This is a genomic window from Flavobacterium sp. CSZ (assembly GCF_015350725.1).
In the GTDB taxonomy this organism is placed as follows: domain Bacteria; phylum Bacteroidota; class Bacteroidia; order Flavobacteriales; family Flavobacteriaceae; genus Flavobacterium.
In genome coordinates this window covers 69167-95035 of record NZ_JADKPQ010000005.1, presented here as the reverse complement: position 1 = coordinate 95035, position 25869 = coordinate 69167, and the positions used below count along the sequence as shown (strand labels likewise).

The window sequence follows — 25869 nt, the reverse complement described above, 5'->3', positions numbered from 1 at the left end:
TCAAACAAAAAACAAAAAAACCTAATTTTTATTAATACTGTATTGCGATTGGGTAACGCTTGCGAAAGCAGCCTGCAAATCAGCTATTAAATCCTCGATATCTTCAATTCCGACAGAAAGTCGAACTAAATCTTTTGAAACTCCCGTTTCTAATTGGTCAGCATCAGACAATTGCTGATGTGTTGTACTTGCCGGGTGAATAATCAGTGATTTTGTATCACCAATATTGGCCAAAAGCGAGAACAACTTAGTCTGATCGACTACTTTTTTAGCGGCATCAAAACCACCTTTTAGTCCAAAAGTGATTACTCCACTTTGTCCTTTTGGTAAATATTGCTGTGCTAAGTCATAATATTTGTTGTTTTTAAGACCTGGATAATTTACCCAAACCACCTCATCTTGTTTTTCTAACCAAGAGGCCAAAGCCAAAGCATTTTCGCTATGTTTCTTGATTCGGATTGGTAATGTTTCTAATCCCTGAATAATCTGAAAAGCATTAAACGGACTCAAAGCTGCACCAAAATCACGTAAACCTTCGATTCTTGCTTTTGCAATAAAAGCGGCATTTCCTAAAGCTTGATGATACACTAAACCGTGATATCCTGCAGAAGGTTCTGTAAATTCAGGGAATTTTCCGTTCGACCAGTCAAATTTTCCTGCATCGATAATAACTCCTCCTAAAGAAGTTCCGTTTCCTGAAATATATTTGGTTAAAGAGTGAATTACAATATCTGCTCCATATTCAATTGGGTTTAATAAATAAGGAGTAGCAACTGTATTGTCTACAATAAAAGGCACTTTAAAGTTTTTGGCTTCCGCCGAAATTCCTTTCAGGTCTAATACATCCAATTTTGGATTACCTAAAGATTCTACAAAAAAGGCTCTTGTATTTTCTTTGGCTGCTTTTGTAAAATTTTCCGGTTGAGAAGGATCTACAAAAGTGGTTGTAATTCCTAAACGGGGTAAGGTTACACTTAGCAAATTATAAGTTCCTCCGTATAAACTATTCGAAGCCACAATATGATCGCCCGCTTTTAGCAAAGTCAATAATGCTGTAGAAATTGCCGATGCTCCGGATGCTGTAACGACAGCTCCAATTCCGCCTTCAAGTGCCGCAAGACGTTGTTCTAAAATATCATTTGTTGGGTTATTTAATCTCGTGTAAATAAATCCGGCTTCGGCAAGACCAAATAAATTGGCTGCGTGATCCGAATCGTTAAATACATATGATGATGTCTGGTAAATAGGCACTGCTCTGGTTCCTGCATTTTTAGTAACATCGTGTCCTGCGTGTAGTGCGTTTGTTGCGAATTTTTGTGTGCTCATGATCTTAGTTTTTTAGATATTGTTAATACTATATATATTGTTATTGAAATTGATTTCCAATATTGTTATTTGAAATTGCAATTAAAATTGATTTTTGAAATTGTTATTGTTACTTATTGTAGAAAAAAATCTTCTCCTTCTTCTTCAAGGTTATACATTAAGAGCAGTAATGATTTTTGACTTTTTATAACAGCCTGCTCTGCATTTAGTCTTGTAACTTCTCTTGTTATGTCTTCGGATTTATTATTGCTTTTTTGAGAATCGTTTCTCAATAAATATTCTACTGCAATGGAGTTTAATGTTTTCATAATATAAAATTTAAAAGTGTTGAAATGAAAAAAGCCCTTTCGGATGGCTACCAAAAGGGCTTATAGTTCTAACTATAACAAAGATTTTATCTTTCACTTTTGGCAACAGCGATTTGGGATGCACATTTGCATCATCTCACAACATATCATCATATTATTCGCTATTGTTTTCATTTTATTTTATTTAAAAATTAATTGCTTTTTTAAACTCGACTAATTCGATAGAGTAAATATATAAACTATTTTTAGATCTACCAAATTAAATTTTGACAATTAACATTAATTTTTTATGAAGCCCTTTAAACACTGGTATTCATCTGTAAAAAAAATTAGCCCGCGGATTGTACGGATTGGAACTGGTTAACGCGGAATGTTTTTATTTTCTCAATACTTAAAAATTTAGCCACTCCCATAGCTATCAGTATAAAGGATTAAAATGATTAAAAAATCTGCGTTAATCCGTTTAATCCGCAAAACCCGTGGGTCAATCTTATATTTTTAGAATTTAAAACTTAGTCTGGCAAAACCAAATCTTCCGTTCAATCCAAATTGTGATACTGCTCTTGAATAAGCAAACTGATTTGCGTTTGTTAAATCTGTGCTTGGCGCAGGAGACAATGTTGGCGTTGTATTGGTAAAGGCCGGCGTTGAAGGATTGTTTCTGTCCGGATAAACATCTCCTATATTATTAAGACCAATTGTAAATCTGAATTTCTCATTGATTTGATATCCTAAAGATAAATCGGTAACAATTTTTGCACTGTATTCAGGATGCTCGTAAACTGATGATGATCCGTCTAAATTTACATCTGTAGCTCCCGGGTCAGTCACTTTTCCGAAATAACTGTTTCTCAGATAAATATCCAGTTTTTTGATACTAAAAGTCGTCATCAAATTCGCTTTTAATTTAGGAATCGCTTCTTCTAAATAAATACGACTTGATTCCGGGAAAAATGAATAAACATAAGGATCTCCACCTGCATCAATAATAGATTGAGGAACATTTAATTTTCCTACTCTTTTTGTTGTATTATAACTTAAAGCAAAATCGTTTCTAATGGTAAAATCCTGGATTACATCATATTTTTGAGAAATTACCACATCTATACCTTTTGTTTCAGAGTCAATTCCGTTTGTCCAGAATGAAGCTCTTTCAACACCTTTTAAGTCAAATGCCTGTTGAAACAATGTCAATGCATCTTTTTGTGCAGGAGATGTTGCTGCAGTAATTTGCGCATCTGTTGGTCTTGCATATTGTCCTGTTAGCACCACTCTGTCGTCGATTCTCGTAAAATAGGCATCTGTTGCAATCGTAATATTTGCTTCAGGAATTTTGAATGTAAATCCTGTACTGATGCTTTTAGATTTTTCAGGTTTTAGGCTTTCAACCCCAATACTTTTTGCTGCCTGAGAATCATTTGTAAAATAACCTACCTGATAAGGCGCCCCGTTTATAAACTGAGTAGAACTTGATTCAAAATATTTTTGCTGCAATGATGGCGCTCTAAAACCAGTTTGACCTGAAATTCTCCAGTTGATATTGTCGTTTATTTTTAAAAGAGAAGCTAGTTTAAAAATCACCGTGCTTCCAAAATCTGAATAGTTTTCATAACGAACAGCTCCGTTCAAAAGCCAGTTTTTAGTAGCATTCAATTCTAAATCAAGATAAGCGGCACCACTTTTTCTGTCTTTTTCTTTAGCATCAGAAGGTTGAAATCCTGAGAATCCCTGTGCTCCTGCTCCACGTTTATTACCGTAAAAATCTGTTACAATTAATGGTGAATTACTTGGTAAAATTCCCGGAACTATGTTTCCGTTTGTATCATATAATCCATAAGAAGCTTCTTCTCCTGCCTTGATCTGATAGTTTTCATATCTGAATTCTGCACCAAAAGCAACGTTCAATCCTTCCAGAACATCTAATTTTTTACTGAAATCTAAATTGGTTGTACTTTGTAAAAATGAAACTTTACCTGCATCAAAACTAGATGGGGAATTTACTCCTAAAGTAGCATTAATCGTATTATTTACATCATATTGAAAAGAGTTTGTTCCTAAATTCGTACTTAAATCGGTATCAAAACCTAATATATTGGTAGTAACTCCAAGCGCTGCCGAAGCATCTACTATAGACGATTCTATTTCTGGTAAAAATCCGTTTTGATACACTTGCGTGAAAGTACTGAAACCATTTGGCAATCTATTGAAAGCATACGATTTACCATTTCTATACGAAAGCCCACCAAAAGAATATAAAGATGTAATATCAGACAGCGGATATTTGGTATTATAATATAATTGTCCTGAAGCCAGTTCTGACTGACCAACACTCATATTATAATCACTTCTTTCCTGACCTCTGTAAGCAAGTTCATTATTAGTAACATCAAAATTCAAAGCATTTTGCATTTGCGTAAGTGTTGTTGCAGAAGAAATTGCGGTTTGTTGTGCCGGCGTAAAATAACTTACTTGTGGAGCATATTGCTGCAATGTGCTAAGAATTTGCGACGTATTTGGCGTGTTATTAATATTGCTAAACAAAGAATTGACAGCAACACCATTTTGAGCAGCTCTGTTTTCTATTGCATTGTAAGCATTAAAAATAGTACCGTTTCTAATTCCCGCTCTGCTTGTTGCTTGTCTGGTTACAGCGCTTCCGGTAATATTCAGGAAACTTCCTTCTTTACCTAAAGAGGTTCCGTAATTCAAATCTGCCTGTACGGTTTGTCCATCAGCTCCGCCTTTGAAATTATTAGACCCGGAAGATAAATTGGTACCATATTGAATACCTCCTGAGATAAAATTAGCATTCTTTTTCAGCACAATATTAATAACTCCGGCGATAGCATCTGAACCGTATTGGGCTGCTGCACCATCACGTAAAACTTCGATTCTTTCGATAGCGAATGACGGGATTGCATTCAAATCTGTTCCAACAGATCCTCTTCCCGGAGATCCGTTTATGTTTACCAATGCGCTTGAATGTCTGCGTTTACCGTTTACTAATATTAAAACCTGGTCAGGACCTAAACCTCTTAATTGTGCCGGATCGACGTGATCTGTAGCATCTGCGGTAGAAGTCGCATTACTGGTAAAAGAAGGTGCAACGTAATTTAAAATCTGAGTAACGCTTGTTTGCGGTGAACCTTTTGTAATGTCTGAAATATTAAAAACATCTACAGGAACAGGAACATCAGTTTTTACTCTGTTTTTACTCCTCGATCCTACTATTGTTACTTCAGATAGCTCATTATTTTTCAGGCTATCCTGTTCTTTTTTATTTTCCTGAGCATAAACACCTGAAAACGTGAGCAGACCTAAAACGATTAGTACATTTTTTTTCATTGCTTTTAAGATTAATTTAGTGGTTTTGGCTTAAAAAGTATTTGCAGTTATTTTTTATCGAGACAAAAAAAAACCTCTGCGGTCTGCAGAGGTTTCTATTTATATTTTTGAAAAAAAATTACAATAGCGTCTCTGCGGAGAACTCCGGCATCTTACAAGACATCATATTGCAAACTGTAAATTTCATTTTCTTTAATTTTCGTGAGGCAAATTTGCAAACTATTTTTTAATCAGCCAAACAAAAACTAAAATATTTTCTATTACCCTATCAAATTAGTATATTACTGTTAAATTTATGGTATAAAAAATAAAAAAAGTTGAACTTTAATTTGCAAATCAAAATGGTTTTGTACTTTTGCACCCGAATACGGAGGAAAAATTTGAACTGATTGCAACCTCTTCATAATGAAACGGTTCGTTATGAATGCTGAAAGATAAATTTCGGCATTAAAAAATGCTAAAGCAGACTATCTCCTTTAGCCCTTTTTAAGCAATTTTTTTCCTCACTTAATTTTAATTTAATAAATTATTATGGCTTATTTATTTACGTCAGAATCTGTTAGTGAAGGGCATCCAGACAAAGTTGCAGATCAAATTTCGGATGCATTAATTGATAACTTTTTGGCATTTGATGCTGACTCAAAAGTAGCTTGCGAAACTCTTGTTACTACAGGTCAGGTAATTTTAGCTGGTGAAGTAAAATCGAATACTTATCTTGATGTGCAGCAAATTGCCCGTGATGTAATCCGTAAAATTGGATATACAAAAAGCGAGTATATGTTTGAGGCTAATTCTTGTGGAATTCTTTCAGCAATTCATGAGCAATCAGCAGATATTAATCAAGGGGTTGACAGAGCTAAGCCAGAAGAGCAAGGTGCAGGAGACCAGGGAATGATGTTTGGTTACGCAACTAACGAAACTGAAAACTACATGCCATTAGCACTTGATTTATCTCATAAATTATTACAGGAATTAGCAATTTTAAGACGTGAGAATAACGAAATCACTTATTTACGTCCTGATGCAAAATCGCAGGTAACTTTAGAATATAGCGATGATAACAAACCAACTCGTATTGATGCGATTGTAATCTCGACTCAACACGATGATTTTGATGAAGAGGCTACAATGTTGGCTAAAATCAAGAAAGATATCATCGAAATTTTGATTCCAAGAATCATTGCAAAAAATCCAACACACGCGCATTTATTCAATGATAAAATCAACTACCATATTAACCCAACAGGAAAATTCGTTATTGGAGGACCTCACGGAGATACTGGTTTAACAGGAAGAAAAATCATTGTAGATACTTACGGTGGTAAAGGTGCTCACGGTGGTGGTGCATTCTCTGGAAAAGATCCAAGTAAAGTAGACAGAAGTGCTGCTTATGCTACACGTCATATCGCTAAAAACTTAGTGGCTGCAGGTGTTGCTGACGAAATCTTAGTACAGGTTTCTTATGCAATTGGAGTTGCTGAACCAATGGGAATCTTTATTGATACTTACGGAACTTCTAAAGTAAACTTAACTAACGGTGAAATTGCTAAAAAAGTAGAAGCTATCTTTGATATGCGTCCTTACTTTATCGAGCAACGTTTGAAATTAAGAAACCCTATTTATAGCGAAACTGCTGCTTACGGACACATGGGACGTAAACCAGAAGTAGTAACTAAAACTTTTTCTGCTCCGGGAGGAAATGTAAAAACAGTTACTGTTGAGTTATTTACATGGGAAAAACTTGATTTCGTTGACAAAGTAAAAGCTGAATTTGGATTGTAATTCAATCTTAAATTTTACATATAAAAAGAGGCTGTCTATTCATTTTTTAGACAGCCTCTTTTATTTTTTGTTAGTTTTTATCTGTAGCTAAATTCGACGCGGATAAAACGGATTTACTTCGTAAAGTCGCGGATAAAAACGGATTTTTTTCCTAGTTTATTTTCTTTGATAGAAATAAAAAAATTACCGGTTATTATAATCCAATTTAAAAAGTATGCATAAAAAAGGCTTTCTGAAAGTTTTAAGAAAGCCTTTTTATTTTTAGAGACTACAAATCTGCGTTTTCGCGGTAGCGAATCCATTTTATCTGCGTCTTAATTTCAATACAAATAAAACAGAATTTATCGCTCTAATTGTACATTAGGTAATGTTTTAGGACGAGAAGCATCGTTAGATAAAATCCATCCTGTGCGGTACATCCATTCGGTCATTTTATGCAACTTCACGAAATCAATGTTTTCAGATTCATCCATTGGTGTGTGGTACTGGCTGTGCAAAACACTGGTATAGAAAACAGATGGAATTCCTCTTTTTGCATAAGGCAAATGGTCTGAACGGAAATAAAAATATTCAGGATGTTCCGGTCTGTCCCAAAGTTTATCCAAATCGAATTTAGGCCCTTCATCATTTGCTTTTTTGGCAATTGCAACCAAATCTGATGAGTTTTCATGAGGAGAACTCGAACCTAAAAGAGCGGCCTGATTTACGTTATTTCTACCAATCATATCTCCGTTTAATACTGCAATAATATCTTTTTCCGGAACTGTTGGGTGCGCTGCATACCATCTTGACCCTAACAATCCGCGTTCTTCTGCACCGTGAAACACAAACAGAGATGTTCTTTTTCCCGGTTGTTTTTTGTAAGCTCTTGCAATAGCCAGCATTGCTACGCAAGTACTTGCATTATCATCAGCACCGTTATAAATAGAATCCTTACCGTATTTTTGTCTTACACCATCATGATCCTGATGTCCGCTAAAAAGAACATATTCCTTTTTTAATTTAGGATCTGTTCCCTCTACTATTCCAACGACATTTACTGATGGATATTTATAGGTTTCAGAAATTACTTCTGTAGACAAAAGATCTTTTGTTGTTTTTAAATAGGCTAACTGATCATTATGCACCCAGAAAACCGGCATTGTTGATCCAATTTTATCGCGAACTCCTTCAATTCCGTAAAGACCTCTTGTCATTTGTGGTTCTACCTGAGACCAGCTTTCTTCGGCCAATGCATCTGCTACCAAAATAAGTGCCGATGCTCCCTTTTTTACTACAAGCTCATAATATTTATTTCGAACAAGACCCGGATAACGTCTGTCAAAAAGCGAAATATCATCTGCAATTCCTTCTTTCGAAGCTAATAAAACAACTGCTTTTCCTTTTACGTCGGCTTTCTCAATCTCTTCTTTTGTTGCGGCTCCTAAATATACCAATGGTGCATCTACTTTTATATTGGTAGTTTCTGCAACAAGAACATCTTTCCACAATTTATATTCTTTTGATCCAATTTTAAATTTTGTATTAGGAGTTACCTGATGCCTGTACATATCAAAAAACTGGAAATAAGTTCCGTCATCACCTGCCGGGGCCATTCCTGCTTCTTTTGCTTTATTGGCCAGCCACATCGACACCTTTAATTCATCAAGAGTTCCTGCTTCACGACCATTAAAGTGATCACCAGCCATCTGGTACATATCAGTTTTAAGGTCTTTGTCTGTAATTGCTGAAACTAGCGGTTTTTTAATTGCCTGCGAAAAAACTACTCCTCCGTAAGCAATCAAAACGAGTATCATTTTATTTTTCATACGTTTTAATTTAGTATTTCAAACTTAGTAATTTATAGATAAAAAAAATGCTATTTGGATTTGAAATAGTACTGAAATGCTAAATCAATAAAATCACAGGAACATTTTTTTTGCATTATTATTTTTATTTGGTTATCCCTTACAATTTAGCTTACTTTATACAAAATAACTGATTAAAAAATGAGCCGACTTCCATCGTTACAAAACGTTCTAAACGCAACACTAAATACCATTCTTAGATTTCCACTCGAAATCATAACTGCGATTTCAGGAACTATTTTTGCCATTATCCTTAATGAACTAGACTATCAGGATCCAAACAAAGAAATTTACCAAAAAGCTTTAATGAGCTGTTCATTATGTTTGGTTTTATTTCTTTCTGTGAGTTTATTTTTTATCGCTGCAAAAAAGAGTACCATTCTGCGTTTGGTTACCAGTATCGTTCTGGGTGCATTAATTGTACTCTTTGTTTTTGGTTTTCATCAACGAATTACAGAAATAGAAATGCAGCAATTTTTAGTGCTTAACGTTGCGTTGCATTTGTTGGTTTCATTTGCCGGTTTTCTACCAAGAACCTATAATCAGGATGAATTTTGGGAATTCAACAAGCAGCTTTTTCTTCGAATTTTAACTTCCGGATTGTATAGTATTGTACTTTACTGCGGTCTGGCGCTGGCTATATTAGCTATTGATAAATTGTTTAAGGTTGAATTTTACGATCATATTTATCTTCATATCTTTTTTGTTATTGCGGGAATCTTTAATACTATTTTCTTTTTAAACGGTGTTCCAGAAACCAATAACAGCCAAAATCCGTTGGTTTTAAAATATCCTAAAGGACTTAAAAACTTTACTCAATATGTTTTGCTACCACTAATAAGTCTTTATCTGGTTATTTTAATATGTTATGAAGCTAAAATTCTTGTCACACTTTCATTGCCTGTAGGCTGGGTTTCCTATCTTGTTTTGGTATTTGCCATTTTCGGAATTCTGTCTTTTTTATTAATTCATCCCATTGCGACTGAAACTGCTAATCTCTGGATGAGAACCTTTAGTCGTTGGTTCTATTTCTTATTGATTCCGTTATTGGGATTGCTATTTTGGGCGATTTTGTATAGAATTAATCTTTACGGCTTTACGCACGAACGTTATTATGTTATATTATTATCAATATGGCTGTCTATTGTTGTGGGGTATTTTCTAATTTCAAAACATCCAAAAATAAAGTTCATTCCTATAAGTATGTGTCTGGCCGGACTGTTTTCTATTGTTGGTCCGCAAAGTGCTAATTCTATTTCAAAATACAGTCAGTTATCCCGATTTGAATTTTATATGGAAAAACCAAATCAAAAATTAACTTTCGAACAAGAACAGGATTTAAGTAGTATCGTTTCTTTTTTAGAAGATAATTATGGTGTAGAAAGTTTGGTTCCTTATGCTAAAGACAAACTTGAAGCGCTTCTTAAAAAACAAAAATCTCCTAGTGATTATGAAATCATGAAAAGCTTAGGATTTGAATACCGATCTCCATATGATCGAAAAAATGACAACGATGGATCTTTCTATTATTATTTTTATGGACATAACGATAATACAGTAGAAAACATTCATGGACAGGATTTTTTATTTACACTATTTAATAATAATGATTTTAATTGCGATAAGTGTACTTCAATAGATGGAAAAATATATAGTATAAAATCAAAAAAGACAGATTATGGTCTGGATTTACAAATTAATCAAGACATTATTCCTTTAAAAATAAATGATTTTGTTACTAAGAATTCTGTCTTTAGAAGAAACAATAATACAAATGAAAATGTCATACAAAAGATCGAAAATTCAAAATATACGATTACATTAAACTATATTAGTGTGAATGGTAAAATCGGAAAAGAAAAGAAAATCATAAGCAATTATCAGATTAAAGTGATGGTTGGCATTAAAAAATAAAAAAGAACCCGACAAGATTTTCAACTTTGTCGGGTTTTTTATTTTGAAATTGAAAACAAAACTTAGTACGTTCCGTTTTGCATTTTAGATAATGTTTCGCGAATGTCTGTAGCGGTTTCTTCTTCTACATAATCGGTTAAATATTTAACAGCGAGAGTTTGTGTTGTAATCGCTTTTTCTTTTTGTCCGTCTTTATAATACAACTGTGCCAGTGTATCTAAATAGTAAGGATTGTTTTTACTGACCACCAAACTATATTCTGACCATGTAATTGCCGACTTTATAAAACCAGTATTGCCAGGTTTTGAAACTACTGTCCATGAAGCTTCATTGCACAAGTTCGAATGGTATTCCTTAAAAGCATTCCATCCATTATATGAATATTCAGAGTTAGGATCGATCGAAGTAAACATTGTATCTAGTTTTTCGATAACGCTTCCTTTATCTGCAGCGAGATTAGCATTAAAATAAGTACTAAATTCTTTTAAATAATTGGTATTTGAGCCGTCTCTATCTTGTACCTCAGCCAAATAAGTAAAGTAATTTTGATAACATTCAAAGTTCCCTTTTCCTGCGGCAATTAGTTTTTTATAAACTGAAATCGTTTTGCTGTCCCCTTTTGCTGCCGGAGTATTGTTTTCAACAACATAAGTATTTTGCTGTAAAGCTGTCGCAATCTCAGTATTTAAACTTCCTATTACATGCGTTTCTCCTTCTTTGGCAGTAAAAGCAGCACGTTCTGCATCAATAGCATCGTAATGTTTTATCAAATAATCTATTGCAAGAAAATCGGTATCATTTAAAACCTTGTCATCTTTAAAAAACTGTTTCGAGAATCCCTGATTTTTTATTTCTTTCAAAATGGTTTCTACCAAATACATATTCGGTTTTGTATCTTTTTGATGAGCTTCAATCAACTTTTTCCAAACCTGAGCAATTTCCTTTTTATCTAAGGTTACATTTGCAAACTTAAATTCTGCAGCGTTATCATCAGTTGTTACAGTATAATCCGTTTCATAATCATACGGTATTTCGAGAACTGCTACCTTATTAAAAGCCTGAATCAAATCAGCATCACTCGCTTTTTTATTTTTCATTGTTTTATTAAAATCTAATAATCCATCTGTTCTTTGCAATTTTTTATAAAGCCCGTCATAATAATTAAACTGATATTGTTTATCCTTAAAATTAGATTTTGCAGTGGCTAGAATCTCTCCATTATTATTCAAAATAACAATGCTTGGAGAATCTGTAATTTTATTGCTTTTTAGCCATTTTTTATCATTTTCTGTTGTCAGGTAATAATTATATAAGTCATATTCGGGATGGTATGCATCATACATTGTATAACTCATCTGGCTTTCCTGATCTTTTATAGCAGCATCAAAATCAGCTTTCGCCGAAGGATTTTTATTGTCAACTACAACTGCCAAAAACTTATTCCTGGCAATTTTATTAGATGAAATAGCACTTTTAAGGTCGTTTTCGATTTTTAATTTAAAATCAAATGCCGGAGCATAAGAATCTACTGCTACAGCTGTTGAATCAGTTGCTAAACCAAAATCTTCACTTACTAAGGGTTCTTTTCCGGGATAATTCCAATCTGAAATTATTTTATTCTCTAACGGAATCACTTTCGAAACTTTTTCAGGCTGTTTATCTTTTGCATTGCGAAATACTAACGGATCTTTTCCCGACTGTTCAGAGATCATCAACTCACTTGTTTTTTGATCAAAAAAACCTTTAATATTTAAATCCCCCAGAACTTCAGGCTGGTATTTTATTGCAATTTCTGAAACTTCTTTTGGCAAAGCAAATTTAGACACTCTGCTTTTTCCTCCATATTCTTCATAAACTAAATACAAATAATCTGCACGTTCGATTTCAAAATCTACATCAAGTTTATCTCCTTCAGGATTTACTTTTTCTCTAATATCGGATAATCTTTGATACTGAATATCTTCTGGTCCCTTTTGTGTACCTATATAAAACGAATAATAGTAAACAGCGTCTGAGAACTTTACTTTAACTTTTTTTGCTTTTTTATCATTTTTAAAGGCAAGATCAAAAGCACTTTCTGATTTTGTACCAGGGACAAACAATAATGAATCGCCTTTAACTTCATAATCGCCTGAATAAAAAACCAATTCGTATTTATTATCCTCTAATAAATTCAACTTAATCTTCTGTCCTTTATTAGTGGACAAATAAGATCCTTTTTCGATATTTTTTGTTTGAGAAAAAGAAGCAGAAATTAAACAAAAGAAAGCCAAGAAACTCCATATAAAATTACGCATGCTTAAAATTTTAGTTGTTACTATTTAAACAAAGATATTTCTTTCTTATTTAAAAAAAGCATCAAAAATATAAGGAAGTGTAATTAAAATACTATAAATTATATTTCATCGAAAAGATAATATAACGCGGTTGTACTGTATATTGTGACACTCTTGTAGAAAACTGCGAGAAGCTGTCATCATTAAGATATTTAGTATTTAGTAAGTTGGTAGCCGACAATTTATACTCCCATTTGCTATCCTTTTTTTGATAAATTAAACTGGCACTTAAAAAATCATATTCGTTATCGACTGATTTATTGCCATTGTAATAATGGTAAAACTCATATTCTGAGACAAACGAAAAACTATCCAGGAAATAATAATCTAATCTTGCAAAAGGTTTATCTGTATAATACGTTGAGCCGCTATATTTGTTAATCAAGGCATTATAACCAAACTCAATATTGGGTAAGTTTTTATAATTTGTTGAAGCTTTTACGGTATAACTTTGACTAAAACTTTCTGTAGTAGCCAACTCATTATTCTGAATATTATTGAACTTAGACCAATTGAAACTCGCATTTACAGAGGCTTTATAATTCTTTAAAAACGAACGTCCGTAATTTCCCATTCCGCTAAAAGTTTCATCTGCCAAATTAGAATTATAAGGTGATGATGACTGGTTAATACCCGTAAAATCTGCACTCGTTTTAATGGCATCTACTTTTTTAGTGTAAGTTGCATTAGCAAAAATGTTCTCGAAATTGAACATATTGTATTTGAAATAACGTACGGAATGTACCTGCGAAGTTGCGTTCTCTAACAAACGATTTCCGCGGAACAAACTACTGTAATCAGATAAAACATAACCCCCAGCCAACTGATTAATATCTGTAAAATCATTGGTTAAAGAGAAATTATAGGTTAGCGTTTCTGCTTTTTTGATTTGATACAGAGCAAAAAAATCAGGCAGTACTTTTATGAAATTTTGAGAATAATCCGTTCCTAATTGCGTGTTTTTCATATTATAGGAGTGTACGCTAACTCCCGGAGTCAAAGTAAATTTTCCTGCCAGAATTTTATAATGAAATCCAAGAAATACATCATTAAAATTATAGTTTACCTTATTGTTGTTATCGGGAGCATTTAAATCATTTCGGTCTCCGTTATCCAACATTTGAAAAATATGCGAATTAAAATCCTGATACGAGAATGTATTTCCAAGTGTAATATTGATGTTGCTTTTTGGTGTTACCATATAATAGTAATCCAGTTTAGCATCTAGCTTATTGGTTTTTACAAATCGATCCTGATTCAGGTCATTTCTTTGCTGTCCAGAAGTATAACCCGCTAAATCAAAAGGCTGTGTACGTAAATTAGCGTTGTAAAACGGATTTTCGTCCTGATACAAATGCTGCATTTCAAAAGCAAAAATATTTTTATCGCTTTGTGTATAGTACAAACTCAGATCTTGTTTTATAGATGTTGGATCCTGTTTTTTACCGGTAAGGATTGTTTCTAAAGTCGAAACTTTATTCACTACGGATTCACGCAACAAATCGGTATCTTCATTTTGCTTGGATAATTTCGTTAAAATATCATAATCAAACTGAAATTTATCATTTGGCTTATACGTCGAACTTAGTTTAAAAAGTCCCAGATTATTTTTTTGATGCGTTTCTTCATCTCTTTTTTGTTCATCTCCCGATTCTAAAATTGTCGTTTGCGATTTGGTTTCCAGATCTGTTTTGGAAGTCGATAAGATTCCAAAACCGCTAATATTCCATTTTTTTGTAATGGAATAAGCAAAGTTTGTCGCCCCAAATTTCGTTTCAATTTCTTTCGCACGGTTGTTTCTCAAAATAGAAATCCCTAAGTCATTTGACGAAACATTAAAATTACTTCCGCCCTTTTGCATCATGTTTTTAAATCCTCCTGTGAATTTAAAATAATCCTGAGCCGTTAATGGTAATTCACCAATATTATTAAAATTGGTAATTACATTAATGCTGTATTTAGGACTGTAATAAAATAATTTAGGATTAATGATATAACGGCTATCCAATTCTCCCACTCCGGTTCCGGCCGTTACATCTCCAAACCAAAAGTTCTTTTTACCTTCTTTCAGCTTAATATTCATCGCTACATTATCCTGATCATTTCCCAGACCTTTTAAAGCTCCAACTTCATTATAATTCCTTAAAACCTGAATTTTATCAATGGCGTCGGCAGGAATATTTTTAACGCCAAGTTTGGTGTCTCCGTCAAAAAAATCTTTGCCTTCGACCATAAGTTTACTCACTTTTTTACCTTCTACTTCAATTTCTCCATCGGCATTTACCTCTACTCCCGGAAGTTTTTTCAATACATCCTCCAGCTTTTTTTCGGTTCCGGATTTAAAAGAATCTGCATTGTACACAATGGTATCTCCTTTTATAGAAACCGGCATTTCGCGTACAATTTCAACACCTTTAAGCTCGATTCCGGCATCATCCATAATAATATTCTGAACTATGTTTGCACTTTGCGTTGCAATAGAAATCTCTTTCGATTTCATCCCCAGGTAACTTACTTTAATAGCGTAAGAAGTATTAGGCTTCAATGTAAGTTGAAACTTTCCTTTGTCGTTGGTAATTCCGTAAGAATCCATTGCTTTGGTAGCCATATTAATCGCCATAATATTGGCCATTTCTAACGGATTTTTTTGCTCATCCTGAATAAAACCATCAAAACGAACACTTTGAGAAAAACATAAAGAAGTAAATAAAAAGGCGAGTATAAAAAGAGTTTTGTTCATTAAGGAGATGATTAGAATAAAATATTTATAGAATAAAGACTTATCTTGCAATCGTTTGTGCCGGTGCGCTTGAACGACCACGATTCATTTCTCTAAATTCTTCCATTTTTTTAACTACTGTTTCATCATAATCTTTCTGCGAGACTACTTTTCCTTTTTTAGAAGGTTTGATATCCACTTTGTCTTTAGCATTCAAAACAATTTTCGAACATAAAATTGTAGTGGTTCCGTCATTTATTTCTAAAATTAAACCAGGAAGTCCCCAATAATTTTCAGGACCTTGGTTTACAGGAATTTCAGGCGTATACCAAGCCGTTACAACAATTTCTTTTGGCAACTCAAAATTGTCTTCGAAATTGGTTTTAGTTTGTCCTGAAGTTTTTTTAGCTTCCTCTTTTTTATCATCGTTTTTTTTAGGTCTAAAGTTTCTAAAATCGGTTTTACTTGGTTCTTTTACCGCAGTGGCTTTGTAGCAATTGTACCCGCCAATTTGTTTGGTTTCCTGCTCCAATTTCCAATTTAGTTTTGGCAGTGAATCTATAACCAGAAATTCCTTGCCCATAAATTCTTTATCTACCGTATACGATTTTGTTTTAACATCTTTATAGAAAGTGCCTCCGCCTCCCATCATCGAACTCACCATAACACGAAAACCACCTTGTTGTCCCGGAGCTTCGAGTTTTTCTTCTTCTTTATAAATAGAAGCCGATTTATCAAAATTCAGAATAAAAGTTTTTTCCAGCATTTTTTTCATACGCTCTTCCATACTCTTTTGCATTTCCGGCGTGATATCACGATTTCCCCCTCGCATGCCTTCAAATTTTGGCGGCTGCGTTTTCGATTCATAAACAGCCATTCCCTGAAAATCTTTTTGGGCCTGCATTTGTGTAAATGCGAATATGAAAGACATATAATAGAATACTTTTTTCATTGTGTTTTATTTAAAATTGAGTTAGCCTAATATAACATATACTCAAATGTATTATTTATTTTAAAATACAGAAAGTTAAATATATCAATACCATTAAAATATAGACAAAACCGACTATTACTTAGACTATTAGATCCTAATAGGATTTAAGTACTAAATGTCGATTAATTGCGTAATTTCTATGATGGTTTTTCGTAATTTGGCTGTTTAGAAAACCAACATCATGAGTAAAACGGTACATTTTTTTTTAAACCTGCTTTTTATTGCCTGCTCTTTTACTGTTGTTTTTTCACAAAATCAAAAAATAAAAGCAACCTCTGTTTCTCGTCTCTCAACTGATGCTGATGATTTTTCAGGTTACGATTCTTTTGGATATTTTTATCAGATTAAAAATAATATTTTCAGCAAAATCAAAGGCAAAGAGTTATTTGAATATAAGAATGTTTCGTTGGGAAAAATTACCAAAGTCGATTTACAAAACCCACTTAAGATTGTTTTATTCTATGAAGATTTTAACACCGTTGTATTATTAGACAATCAGCTCAATAAAGTGACAGAGATTAATTTTTCTCTCAACAATACGCCCATTGTTGTGTCGGCGATCGGAATGTCTGCACAAAATCAGCTATGGATTTACAATGCATTAAACCAACAAATAAGTCTTTTCGACTATTTAAAAAATGAATACAAAACAGTTTCTACTCCATTGATAGAAACCCTAAAATATTACCAAACCGACTTTAATACCTTTTATTGGATTGATAAAAAAAACAATTGGTTTTCCTGCGATATTTTCGGAAAAACAACTGCTTTAGGAAAAGTATCGGATTTTGATACCATCGAAATAATCAACAATCATCAATATCTTTTTAGCAAAGCTAATTTGTTGTATTTTAAAGACATTACAAGTACAAATTCAAGTGCATTTTCTGAAATTGAAATTTTAGAAAAATCGTTTGACAAATTCTGCTACAAAGACCAAATTTTATCTATTTTTACAGCTAAAGAAATAACAAATTATAAAATCGTAACACCGTAATGCACATAGCAATAGCAGGAAATATAGGAGCAGGAAAAACAACTTTAACTAAATTATTGGCCAAACATTTCAAATGGGAACCTCATTATGAAGATGTAGTTGATAATCCGTATTTAGATGATTTTTACCATCAAATGGAGCGCTGGTCGTTTAATTTGCAGATTTATTTCCTCAACAGCCGTTTCCGTCAGGTATTGCAAATTCGCGAAAGCGGAAAGAAAATCATTCAGGACAGAACGATTTATGAAGATGCCTACATCTTTGCTCCCAACTTATATTCGATGGGATTAATGACAAGTCGCGATTTCGAAAACTATACTTCACTTTTTGAATTAATGGAATCATTGGTAAAAGCTCCTGATTTATTAATTTATCTAAGAAGTTCTATTCCTAATCTTGTTGGACAAATTCACAAACGCGGACGTGATTACGAAAACTCTATTTCTATTGATTATTTAAGCCGTTTGAACGAAAGATACGAAGCCTGGGTACAAACGTATACTAAAGGAAAATTATTGATTATTGATGTTGATAATATAAACTTTGTAGATAATCCGGAAGATTTAGGAAACATCATTAATAGAATTGATGCTGAATTGAATGGGTTGTTTTAAACACTAATTGCACGAATTTACACGAAATAAAAAAATGCCTCTAAAATATTTAGAGGCACTTTTGTTTTTAAGAAACTTTGTCAAAGTTTAAAACTTTTACAAAGTTGTTTTATTTAGCAGTAGCTGTACTAATTTTTGCTTCAACTTCTTCTTCTGTTCCTTCGTAAACTTCGGTTGTTGTTTTACCATTAGCAGTTTTCGTTACAGTTCCGACGGTTTTGCCATTGTCATTTCTTAAATCAACACGAACTGACGTTTTATCATATTTACTAGTATCAAAACAATCTGTTTTTTGGTATTTTCCAGTGGTATCAAAATGGGCTAAACATTTTGCTGTTTCTTCAGCCGTGCAGCCTTTTTCTTTACACATTTTAATACATTCTTCTTTTGTCATTCCAGACATGTCACCACATTTAGAAATACCTGCATGCATCTCTGTTTTAGCACAACACGAACCTTTTTCAGCCAAACCTGCTGTAGCATGTCCTTCACCTAAAATAGGCGCAATTACCAAACCAATAAGGCAAGTTAACTTGATCAAAATATTCATTGATGGCCCAGAAGTATCTTTAAACGGATCTCCAACTGTATCTCCGGTTACGGCTGCTTTATGTGCATCAGAACCTTTGTAGGTCATCTCTCCGTTGATTAAAACTCCTGCTTCAAAAGATTTTTTAGCATTGTCCCAGGCACCTCCGGCATTGTTTTGAAAAACCGCCCAAAGTACACCAGAAACGGTAACTCCAGCCATATATCCTCCTAACATTTCAGCAATTAACTGATTGTTATCTGCATAAACTAATTTTCCTAAAAGTACAATTGCAATAGGGAAACCAATTGTAAGTATTCCTGGCAACATCATTTCGCGTAAAGCGGCTTTTGTAGAAATCTCAACACATTTTCCGTATTCCGGTTTTCCGGTTCCTTCCATAATTCCAGGAATCTCCTTAAACTGACGACGAACTTCATACACCATATCCATAGCTGCTTTTCCAACAGAGTTCATGGCCAAAGCCGAGAATACTACCGGAATCATTCCACCCACGAATAACATGGCCAAAACTGGCGCTTTAAAAATATTGATTCCGTCAATTCCTGTAAACGTTACGTAAGCTGCAAATAAAGCTAGTGATGTTAAAGCGGCAGAAGCAATTGCAAATCCTTTTCCGGTTGCTGCAGTTGTATTTCCTACTGAATCTAAAATATCGGTTCTGGTACGAACTTCTTTTGGCAATTCGCTCATTTCGGCAATTCCTCCAGCATTGTCAGAGATTGGCCCGAAAGCATCAATTGCCAATTGCATAGCCGTTGTAGCCATCATTGCTGAAGCTGCTAAAGCTACTCCGTAAAATCCTGCCAAGGCATACGAAATCCAGATTGCGGCTGCGAACAAAATCACAGTTGGAAAAGTAGAAATCATTCCCGTTGCCAATCCTGCAATAACGTTTGTTCCTGCTCCTGTAGATGATTTTTGCACAATTGCCATAACAGGTTTTGTACCTAATCCTGTATAATATTCTGTAACTGATGAAATAGCTCCACCCACTACTAAGCCAACTAAAGTGGCATAAAAAACACGCATTGATGAGATATCTTTAGAACCTTCTCCAAAAAAGCTCATTTGCATGGTTTCCGGCAACATATATTTTACTAAGAAGAAACAGGCAATTGCGGTTAAAACAATCGAAACCCAGTTTCCTATATTTAATGCTTTTTGTACTTGCGCTTCCTTGGCATTATCATCAGATATCTTTACTAATGTAGTTCCGATAATCGAAAATAATATTCCGAAACCGGCAATCGCCATTGGTAATAAAATTGGTCCAATTCCGCCAAAGATATCCTGGATGTTTCCGCCCATATCTTTGATCACGTAGTTTCCTAAAACCATAGCTGCCAAAACAGTTGCTACATACGAGCCAAATAAATCGGCTCCCATACCTGCAACGTCTCCAACATTATCTCCCACGTTATCTGCAATTGTAGCAGGATTACGAGGATCATCTTCCGGAATTCCTGCCTCTACTTTACCCACTAAATCGGCCCCAACATCGGCTGCTTTTGTGTAGATTCCTCCACCAACTCTGGCAAACAAAGCAATTGATTCAGCACCTAAAGAGAATCCGGCTAAAGTTTCTAAAACCTTAGTCATATCTTCAGATGAAGTCCAAACCCCATTCATAAATATTTGAAAGAAAACAATAAAAAATCCTGTCAGACCTAAAACTGCCAGACCTGCAACTCCAAGTCCCATTACGGTACCACCGCCAAAAGAAACTTTTAAGGCTTGTGGCAAACTTGTACGGGCAGCCTGCGTGGTTCTAACATTTGTTTTAGTGGCTATTTTCATTCCCATATTTCCAGCTAACGCCGAGAAAAATGCTCCAAAAATAAACGCCACTACTATTAATATATGTGTAGTAGGAACAATAAAAGAAATTCCGGCTAAAACTATACTGGCAGCAATTACGAAAAAGGTCAGTAATCGGTATTCTGCTTTTAAAAATGCTAATGCGCCTTCGTAGATGTAATCTGAGATCTCTTTCATCTTGCCATCGCCAGCATCTTGTTTTAGGACCCAAGTCCTTTTTATTGCCATGAAGAGTAATCCTATAATTGCCATAACAATTGGCAAGTAAATCATAAATTCGTTCATAATATTATAATGGTTATTGGTTAATATTCAATACACTACGTAAAACGAATTTAAACAAAAAAGCAATACTCCTGACGGCAGTATTGCTTTTTTTATAATAGAATAGGGTAAAAATTATTTAATACTAAATAATCCCTCTGGTTTATTTTCAATATCATCAAAACGCTTTGTACACTCCGCAATAATTGTAAATGCTTCGTTTACATCTCCCCAACCTTCTACATCTACTTGTTTGTTTTCAAGGTCTTTGTAAACCTGGAAGAAATGCTCGATTTCTTTTAATAAGTGACCGTTAATATCTGAAAGGTCATTTAGTGAATTCCAGATTGGATCTGAAACCGGTACACAAATGATTTTTTCGTCTGGTCCTTTATCATCTGCCATATGGAAAACTCCAATTGGCTTTACTTCTATCACACAACCAGGAAAAGTTGGCTCGTTTATTAAAACTAATACATCAAGAGGATCTCCGTCAAGTGCTAAAGTTTCAGGAATAAATCCGTAATCAGCCGGGTACATCATCGAAGAGAATAACATTCTGTCGAAACGCATTCTTTTGATTTCAAAATCGTACTCGTATTTATTTCTACTTCCACGTGGTATTTCGATTAATACATCGAAAGTTGTTAATTTGTCTGCGGTCATTTTCGTTTTTTATTATTTCTATAATTTCGATTGCAAAAGTAACTAAACAATCCTTTTTTACAATAAAAAACTTCATTAATATGCCTACTTTTCTTTTAAATAACAGACAGTTAATATGTAATTTTCCTGTTTCTCTTATTTAAGTAATAATGCCACAGCAAATATGTTGCATAAGATCGGTACGGACTCCACTGTTGCGCATGAATTTCCATTTCGTTTTTATCATGAATATCCAATAATTCTTTGATTGTATTGACAACTGCAATATCGCCTAACGGAATTAAATCGGGTTCCTGAAGACAAAACATCAAGTAAATATCGATGGTCCAGTTTCCTATTCCTTTTAGCTTAATGAGTTCTTCCCGAACTTCTTTTGCGGTTTTTGCTGCTAAACTTTCGATATCTAATTCCTGGTTTAAAACTGCGTCTGCCAATACTTTAATATATTTTGTTTTTTGACGGCTTACTCCTAAAGTTCGAAACTCTTCATCTGACAAAACAGCCATTGTTTCGGGGTTGCAAGTGGTGTAGGCTTTTATTTTTAAGAAGGTGGCTTTCGCCGAATCTATAGAGACTTGTTGCTCGAGAATCAATAACACCAAGGTTTCGAAACCTTGCGGGCGTTTCGGGATTGGAGGTAATCCGTATTTGTTGATGATCTCCTGAAATATTGAATTTTTTGTGGATAGAAAATCGATGGCTTCTTGCATGGCTTGATTTAAGTGTATTCAAAATTAAATAAAAAAGAATCTCGCAAAGACGCCAAGTCGCTAAGTTTTTAAATTCTTTGCGTCTCTGCGTCTTTGCGAGATTATTAAATAGCTTTCGCTTTATTTAGAAATAGAATCCAAACGAACCTTTTACTGCAAATTTATTAGCATCCGGCGTATTCAGGTAACTACCTCTCCAGGAGAAATCGATACGAAATACTTTGAAGATATTTCCGATTCCGGCGTTGTACTCCCAATACACGTTTTCTGGTGCATTATAGGGTTGCGCCGATGCATTGATTGCTCTGTTAGCATCTGAAATTGTTCCGTAAACTCCTTTTACTCCAACGAATTCTCTCCAGTTTAGTTTTCTCATAAATGGAATTCTGGCGAATAATCTTCCTCCAAAATCATGATTCCATTGCAGAGTAGTATACTGGTCGGTAATAAATTCGTAGAAATTTAAGTTACTGAATGTGTTTTCGATCGTAAAATAAGTCTGGTTACCAGGAATTACACTCATTAATCCTAACGGAATTGTACCAAAGGTTTTTCCGGTTTCAAGAATAATGTTTGATCTTCCTAATGGCCCAATTATAATAGGCTGTTTGTAAAATAACTGTATTTTTTCGTAAGCAAAATCACTTTGCATAACTCCTTTTAGTCCGTAACTAAAGTTAACAAAGAAATGACTAAACGGACTGTCTACAAGGCTACGTTCTACCCCAAAACCAATAGTTTTACGATTGGGCATAAATTCAAACTGAACATTGGCTTCAAACTGCTTTACTGCACTTTGTATAACTCCTGCAGGATTTGCGGCCGTTGGCAACGTTGTATAATAATCCAGACTAAACGTTGGCGAGGCAGATTCTAATGTCCTGTATGAAACACCTGCCTGAACAACAAAGTTTTTTAAGGGCTCCATTTCGACTGAAACGTTGCTTAAATTAATATTGGTTAGTTTTCCGTTACTTCCTGTTGTAAATAAGGCTGAGGAAGCAAAACTTCGTCCTAAAATATCATTTGTTGTGGTTAAGCTGGCACCAATTTGCTCGATGTCGCGCCTGTTTCCTCCGGAAATAATGATTCGTTTTTTCTTGTCGAGCATCCATTTTCCTGACACTCCGTATTTGAATTTATTATCATCAAACCCGTACGCGGTATACGCTTGTATACGCCAAGGATCATTTGGTCCAAAATAGGTTCTTCCTCCTGCTCTAATCCTTAAACCTTCGACTTCATTATAACCAAAAGTGGAGAATATTGGTCCGAAATCGAAGTTTTTAAATTCGACGTAACCGCTGCCTAAAATCGAGACAAGGCTGTATAACTGTTTAAATCGCTTGACGGTTTGCAGTGTATCCAGCATTTTGTAAATACCAGCTTCATCTTTATTTAATTTCTCGAAACGATTTTCTTCCCAGAATTCAGGCGGTCGTTCATAAACAGCATTGTCTATATAGTTGACTTCTTCTTTATAAAACTTCTCCGGTTTCTGGATATTAAATTTATGATTACGATAGAGCGTTGTTCGTTTTCCGTAAACACCTTTTGATTTTTCTTTTTTGTTTAAAGCAAAATCCGACATCATGTAATCGCGGGTCAATAGAAAAACAGAATCGTTTTCTACCTCGAATTCCTGCTCGATATAAATATCTTTTACCCAGTTAATATTGGCACTTTTGGTAACACCCATATTAATTTTCTTGATCGCAAAAGTTGAATCGTTTACCCAAAAGTCTCCTTTGAAGGTTAATTCGTTTTTACGTCTTGGATAAAAAACAATATTATAACACCATTTTTTATCAATAAAAGCACTGTCTTTTAAGACATAATTGTAAACGTCAATTCCGGTTCTTGAAAGCGGACTAGTAAAACTTTTATCGAAAAACTTAAGGTGATTATCGTAAATATTATAATCTGAATAAAGGTCTTTTACAAAGGAAAGAATCTGCTGATTTCCGTTGAAACCTGACATTTTATTTCCGGTAATGTTCTCTTTTACTTTCTTTAATTTATTATCACCGTAAACATCATAAACAGATTCGTTGATGAAAATTGGAAGATAAGTTTTACCCGTAACATCAGATGTGTCAACATGCTTAAACACAAACTCCATTCCCTTAAAGAGTTTGTTTTTCATAAAAGTACTATCGATTGTGTTCATATCAAACTCAACCTTCTCGTACTTTTGCATTTGATATTGATTGAATTGGTACAAACCGTTTTTACGTTTTCGTTCCCAAATTTTTCTCAATATGTCTAATGCAGGATTATTTTTTTTAGATGTTTTTCCGGTAAAAATTACTACTTCATTTAATGCCTCAGCTTCGCTTAAAACTATTTTAAAATCATAGTTTACTGCTTTCTCTAATGGAACTTCCCTATCTGAAAATCCTGCAGAACTTACTAATAAAGCGGTATAAGTTGTTGGCGATTCAAGATAAAAACGACCGTCTTCATTAGATACTATTCCTGTATTTGATCCTTTAAAAACAATATTGGCAAACGGAACAGGCTGATTCGATTTGTCCAAAACAATTCCACTCACTTTAGTTTGTGCAGTAGCAATAGCCGCAAATGCGAATACAAAAAATAGGCTGAGTAAAATTATTTTTTTCATTTATCTGAGCAAAAAAAAAACTTCATCAATTAACTATGAATGATGAAGTTTTGTGAGTATTTTATATGTGTATTATTTGTATAACACTTTTTTAACTGCTTTTACTACATCACCTGCATTTGGCAACCAGTCTTTTAACAACACTGGAGAGTAAGGTGCAGGAGTATCTGCAGTTGTAATACGTTGAATTGGCGCATCAAGGAAATCGAAAGCTTGTTCCTGAACGATATAGGTGATTTCAGATGAAATACTTGCAAATGGCCAGGCTTCTTCTAAAATTACTAAACGATTTGTTTTTTTAACCGATTTTAAGATCGCGTCTTTGTCCATAGGACGAACTGTTCTTAAATCGATAATCTCACAAGAAATACCTTCTTTAGCTAACTCATCTGCAGCAATAAAAGCTTCTTTGATGATTTTTCCAAAAGAAACGATAGTAACATCTGTTCCTTCACGTTTGATGTCTGCAACTCCTAATGGAATTGTGTATTCTCCGTCCGGCACTTCACCTTTGTCACCATACATTTGCTCAGACTCCATAAAAATTACAGGATCGTTATCGCGAATTGCAGATTTTAAAAGTCCTTTTGCATCATAAGGTGTAGAAGGCACAACAACTTTAAGACCTGGAGTATTTGCAAACCAGTTTTCTAAAGCTTGTGAGTGAGTAGCTCCTAATTGACCTGCAGAAGCAGTTGGTCCACGAAAAACGATAGGCACATTAAATTGTCCTCCTGTCATTTGACGCATTTTAGCAGCGTTATTTATAATTTGATCAATACCTACTAAACAGAAGTTGAAAGTCATGTACTCCACAATAGGACGACAACCATTCATAGCTGATCCTACTGCAATTCCTGTAAAACCAAGCTCAGCAATTGGAGTATCGATTACTCTTTTTTCGCCAAACTCAGCAAGCATTCCTTTTGAAGCTTTGTATGCTCCGTTGTATTCTGCAACTTCTTCGCCCATTAAATATATGGATTCATCGTGACGCATTTCTTCGCTCATCGCTTCGCAAATGGCCTCTCTAAATTGTATTGTTCTCAT

The 25869-nt window shown here is 34.2% G+C and carries 16 protein-coding genes; 4 read left to right on the top strand and 12 right to left on the bottom strand.

All coding sequences use genetic code 11. The features are described from left to right. Positions 1-21: 21 nt before the first annotated feature. From IRZ78_RS07485 to IRZ78_RS07475, 3 genes are all read right to left on the bottom strand, one after another. On the bottom strand, positions 22-1326 hold the full coding sequence (locus IRZ78_RS07485; RefSeq protein ID WP_194615933.1) for an O-acetylhomoserine aminocarboxypropyltransferase/cysteine synthase family protein: 1305 nt from the start codon (positions 1324-1326) through the stop codon (positions 22-24). Between the two features lie 113 nt (positions 1327-1439). Further along, positions 1440-1634: a hypothetical protein gene (locus tag IRZ78_RS07480; RefSeq protein WP_194615932.1), complete on the bottom strand. Its 195-nt coding sequence runs from the start codon at positions 1632-1634 to the stop codon at positions 1440-1442. Between the two features lie 498 nt (positions 1635-2132). Beyond that, the gene (locus IRZ78_RS07475; protein WP_194615931.1) at positions 2133-4979 is read right to left on the bottom strand and encodes a TonB-dependent receptor; all 2847 of its coding nucleotides are present in this window, start codon (positions 4977-4979) and stop codon (positions 2133-2135) included. 531 nt (positions 4980-5510) lie between these two features. On the opposite strand from IRZ78_RS07475, the gene metK reads away from it, so the two are divergent. Then, entirely contained in the window at positions 5511-6761 is a 1251-nt protein-coding gene (gene metK / locus IRZ78_RS07470; RefSeq protein ID WP_194615930.1) for a methionine adenosyltransferase, read from the top strand. Positions 6762-7102: 341 nt separating this feature from the next. On the opposite strand, the gene IRZ78_RS07465 is transcribed toward metK, so the two are convergent. Further along, a complete protein-coding gene (locus tag IRZ78_RS07465; RefSeq protein ID WP_194615929.1) occupies positions 7103-8569 on the bottom strand; it encodes a M28 family peptidase in 1467 nt (488 codons plus the stop codon). A gap of 180 nt (positions 8570-8749) precedes the next feature. On the opposite strand from IRZ78_RS07465, the gene IRZ78_RS07460 reads away from it, so the two are divergent. After that, positions 8750-10522, top strand: a complete 1773-nt coding sequence (locus tag IRZ78_RS07460) for a DUF4153 domain-containing protein (protein WP_194615928.1) — start codon at positions 8750-8752, stop codon at positions 10520-10522. Positions 10523-10584: 62 nt separating this feature from the next. Here the strand turns inward: IRZ78_RS07460 and IRZ78_RS07455 are convergent, their stop codons facing one another. From IRZ78_RS07455 to IRZ78_RS07445, 3 genes are all read right to left on the bottom strand, one after another. Then, positions 10585-12819 carry a hypothetical protein gene (locus tag IRZ78_RS07455; protein ID WP_194615927.1) on the bottom strand — a complete coding sequence of 745 codons (2235 nt, stop codon included), beginning with the start codon at positions 12817-12819 and terminating at the stop codon, positions 10585-10587. A 91-nt stretch (positions 12820-12910) separates the two neighbouring features. Further along, positions 12911-15598 carry a carboxypeptidase-like regulatory domain-containing protein gene (locus tag IRZ78_RS07450; protein WP_194615926.1) on the bottom strand — a complete coding sequence of 896 codons (2688 nt, stop codon included), beginning with the start codon at positions 15596-15598 and terminating at the stop codon, positions 12911-12913. Between the two features lie 40 nt (positions 15599-15638). Continuing rightward, the gene (locus IRZ78_RS07445) at positions 15639-16529 is read right to left on the bottom strand and encodes a GLPGLI family protein (RefSeq protein WP_194615925.1); all 891 of its coding nucleotides are present in this window, start codon (positions 16527-16529) and stop codon (positions 15639-15641) included. Between the two features lie 223 nt (positions 16530-16752). On the opposite strand from IRZ78_RS07445, the gene IRZ78_RS07440 reads away from it, so the two are divergent. Together IRZ78_RS07440 and IRZ78_RS07435 are read left to right on the top strand one after the other, a co-directional pair. Continuing rightward, complete coding sequence (locus IRZ78_RS07440) at positions 16753-17568, top strand: hypothetical protein (RefSeq protein ID WP_194615924.1); 816 nt, start codon at positions 16753-16755, stop codon at positions 17566-17568. After that, on the top strand, positions 17568-18182 hold the full coding sequence (locus IRZ78_RS07435) for a deoxynucleoside kinase (RefSeq protein WP_041516522.1): 615 nt from the start codon (positions 17568-17570) through the stop codon (positions 18180-18182). Before IRZ78_RS07440 ends, IRZ78_RS07435 begins: the two co-directional genes overlap by 1 nt. Positions 18183-18291: 109 nt before the next feature. Here IRZ78_RS07435 and IRZ78_RS07430 read toward each other — a convergent pair whose 3' ends face one another. From IRZ78_RS07430 to IRZ78_RS07410, 5 genes are all read right to left on the bottom strand, one after another. After that, positions 18292-20838, bottom strand: coding sequence for a sodium-translocating pyrophosphatase (locus IRZ78_RS07430; protein ID WP_194615923.1), 2547 nt, complete (start codon positions 20836-20838; stop codon positions 18292-18294). Between the two features lie 114 nt (positions 20839-20952). Continuing rightward, the gene (locus IRZ78_RS07425; RefSeq protein ID WP_194615922.1) at positions 20953-21483 is read right to left on the bottom strand and encodes an inorganic diphosphatase; all 531 of its coding nucleotides are present in this window, start codon (positions 21481-21483) and stop codon (positions 20953-20955) included. A 110-nt stretch (positions 21484-21593) separates the two neighbouring features. Then, positions 21594-22193, bottom strand: coding sequence for a DNA-3-methyladenine glycosylase (locus IRZ78_RS07420; protein ID WP_194615921.1), 600 nt, complete (start codon positions 22191-22193; stop codon positions 21594-21596). 124 nt (positions 22194-22317) lie between these two features. After that, positions 22318-24819, bottom strand: a complete 2502-nt coding sequence (locus IRZ78_RS07415) for a DUF5686 and carboxypeptidase-like regulatory domain-containing protein (RefSeq protein WP_194615920.1) — start codon at positions 24817-24819, stop codon at positions 22318-22320. A gap of 72 nt (positions 24820-24891) precedes the next feature. Beyond that, positions 24892-25869, bottom strand: a complete 978-nt coding sequence (locus IRZ78_RS07410) for a pyruvate dehydrogenase complex E1 component subunit beta (RefSeq protein ID WP_072954767.1) — start codon at positions 25867-25869, stop codon at positions 24892-24894.

Excerpts from the sequence above, each read along its gene's own strand:
- IRZ78_RS07485 (WP_194615933.1), bottom strand. The coding sequence starts at position 1,326 with ATGAGCACACAAAAATTCGCAACAAACGCACTACACGCAGGACACGAT.
- IRZ78_RS07480 (WP_194615932.1), bottom strand. The coding sequence starts at position 1,634 with ATGAAAACATTAAACTCCATTGCAGTAGAATATTTATTGAGAAACGAT.
- IRZ78_RS07475 (WP_194615931.1), bottom strand. The coding sequence starts at position 4,979 with ATGAAAAAAAATGTACTAATCGTTTTAGGTCTGCTCACGTTTTCAGGT.
- metK (WP_194615930.1), top strand. The coding sequence starts at position 5,511 with ATGGCTTATTTATTTACGTCAGAATCTGTTAGTGAAGGGCATCCAGAC.
- IRZ78_RS07465 (WP_194615929.1), bottom strand. The coding sequence starts at position 8,569 with ATGAAAAATAAAATGATACTCGTTTTGATTGCTTACGGAGGAGTAGTT.
- IRZ78_RS07460 (WP_194615928.1), top strand. The coding sequence starts at position 8,750 with ATGAGCCGACTTCCATCGTTACAAAACGTTCTAAACGCAACACTAAAT.
- IRZ78_RS07455 (WP_194615927.1), bottom strand. The coding sequence starts at position 12,819 with ATGCGTAATTTTATATGGAGTTTCTTGGCTTTCTTTTGTTTAATTTCT.
- IRZ78_RS07450 (WP_194615926.1), bottom strand. The coding sequence starts at position 15,598 with ATGAACAAAACTCTTTTTATACTCGCCTTTTTATTTACTTCTTTATGT.
- IRZ78_RS07445 (WP_194615925.1), bottom strand. The coding sequence starts at position 16,529 with ATGAAAAAAGTATTCTATTATATGTCTTTCATATTCGCATTTACACAA.
- IRZ78_RS07440 (WP_194615924.1), top strand. The coding sequence starts at position 16,753 with ATGAGTAAAACGGTACATTTTTTTTTAAACCTGCTTTTTATTGCCTGC.
- IRZ78_RS07435 (WP_041516522.1), top strand. The coding sequence starts at position 17,568 with ATGCACATAGCAATAGCAGGAAATATAGGAGCAGGAAAAACAACTTTA.
- IRZ78_RS07430 (WP_194615923.1), bottom strand. The coding sequence starts at position 20,838 with ATGAACGAATTTATGATTTACTTGCCAATTGTTATGGCAATTATAGGA.
- IRZ78_RS07425 (WP_194615922.1), bottom strand. The coding sequence starts at position 21,483 with ATGACCGCAGACAAATTAACAACTTTCGATGTATTAATCGAAATACCA.
- IRZ78_RS07420 (WP_194615921.1), bottom strand. The coding sequence starts at position 22,193 with ATGCAAGAAGCCATCGATTTTCTATCCACAAAAAATTCAATATTTCAG.
- IRZ78_RS07415 (WP_194615920.1), bottom strand. The coding sequence starts at position 24,819 with ATGAAAAAAATAATTTTACTCAGCCTATTTTTTGTATTCGCATTTGCG.
- IRZ78_RS07410 (WP_072954767.1), bottom strand. The coding sequence starts at position 25,869 with ATGAGAACAATACAATTTAGAGAGGCCATTTGCGAAGCGATGAGCGAA.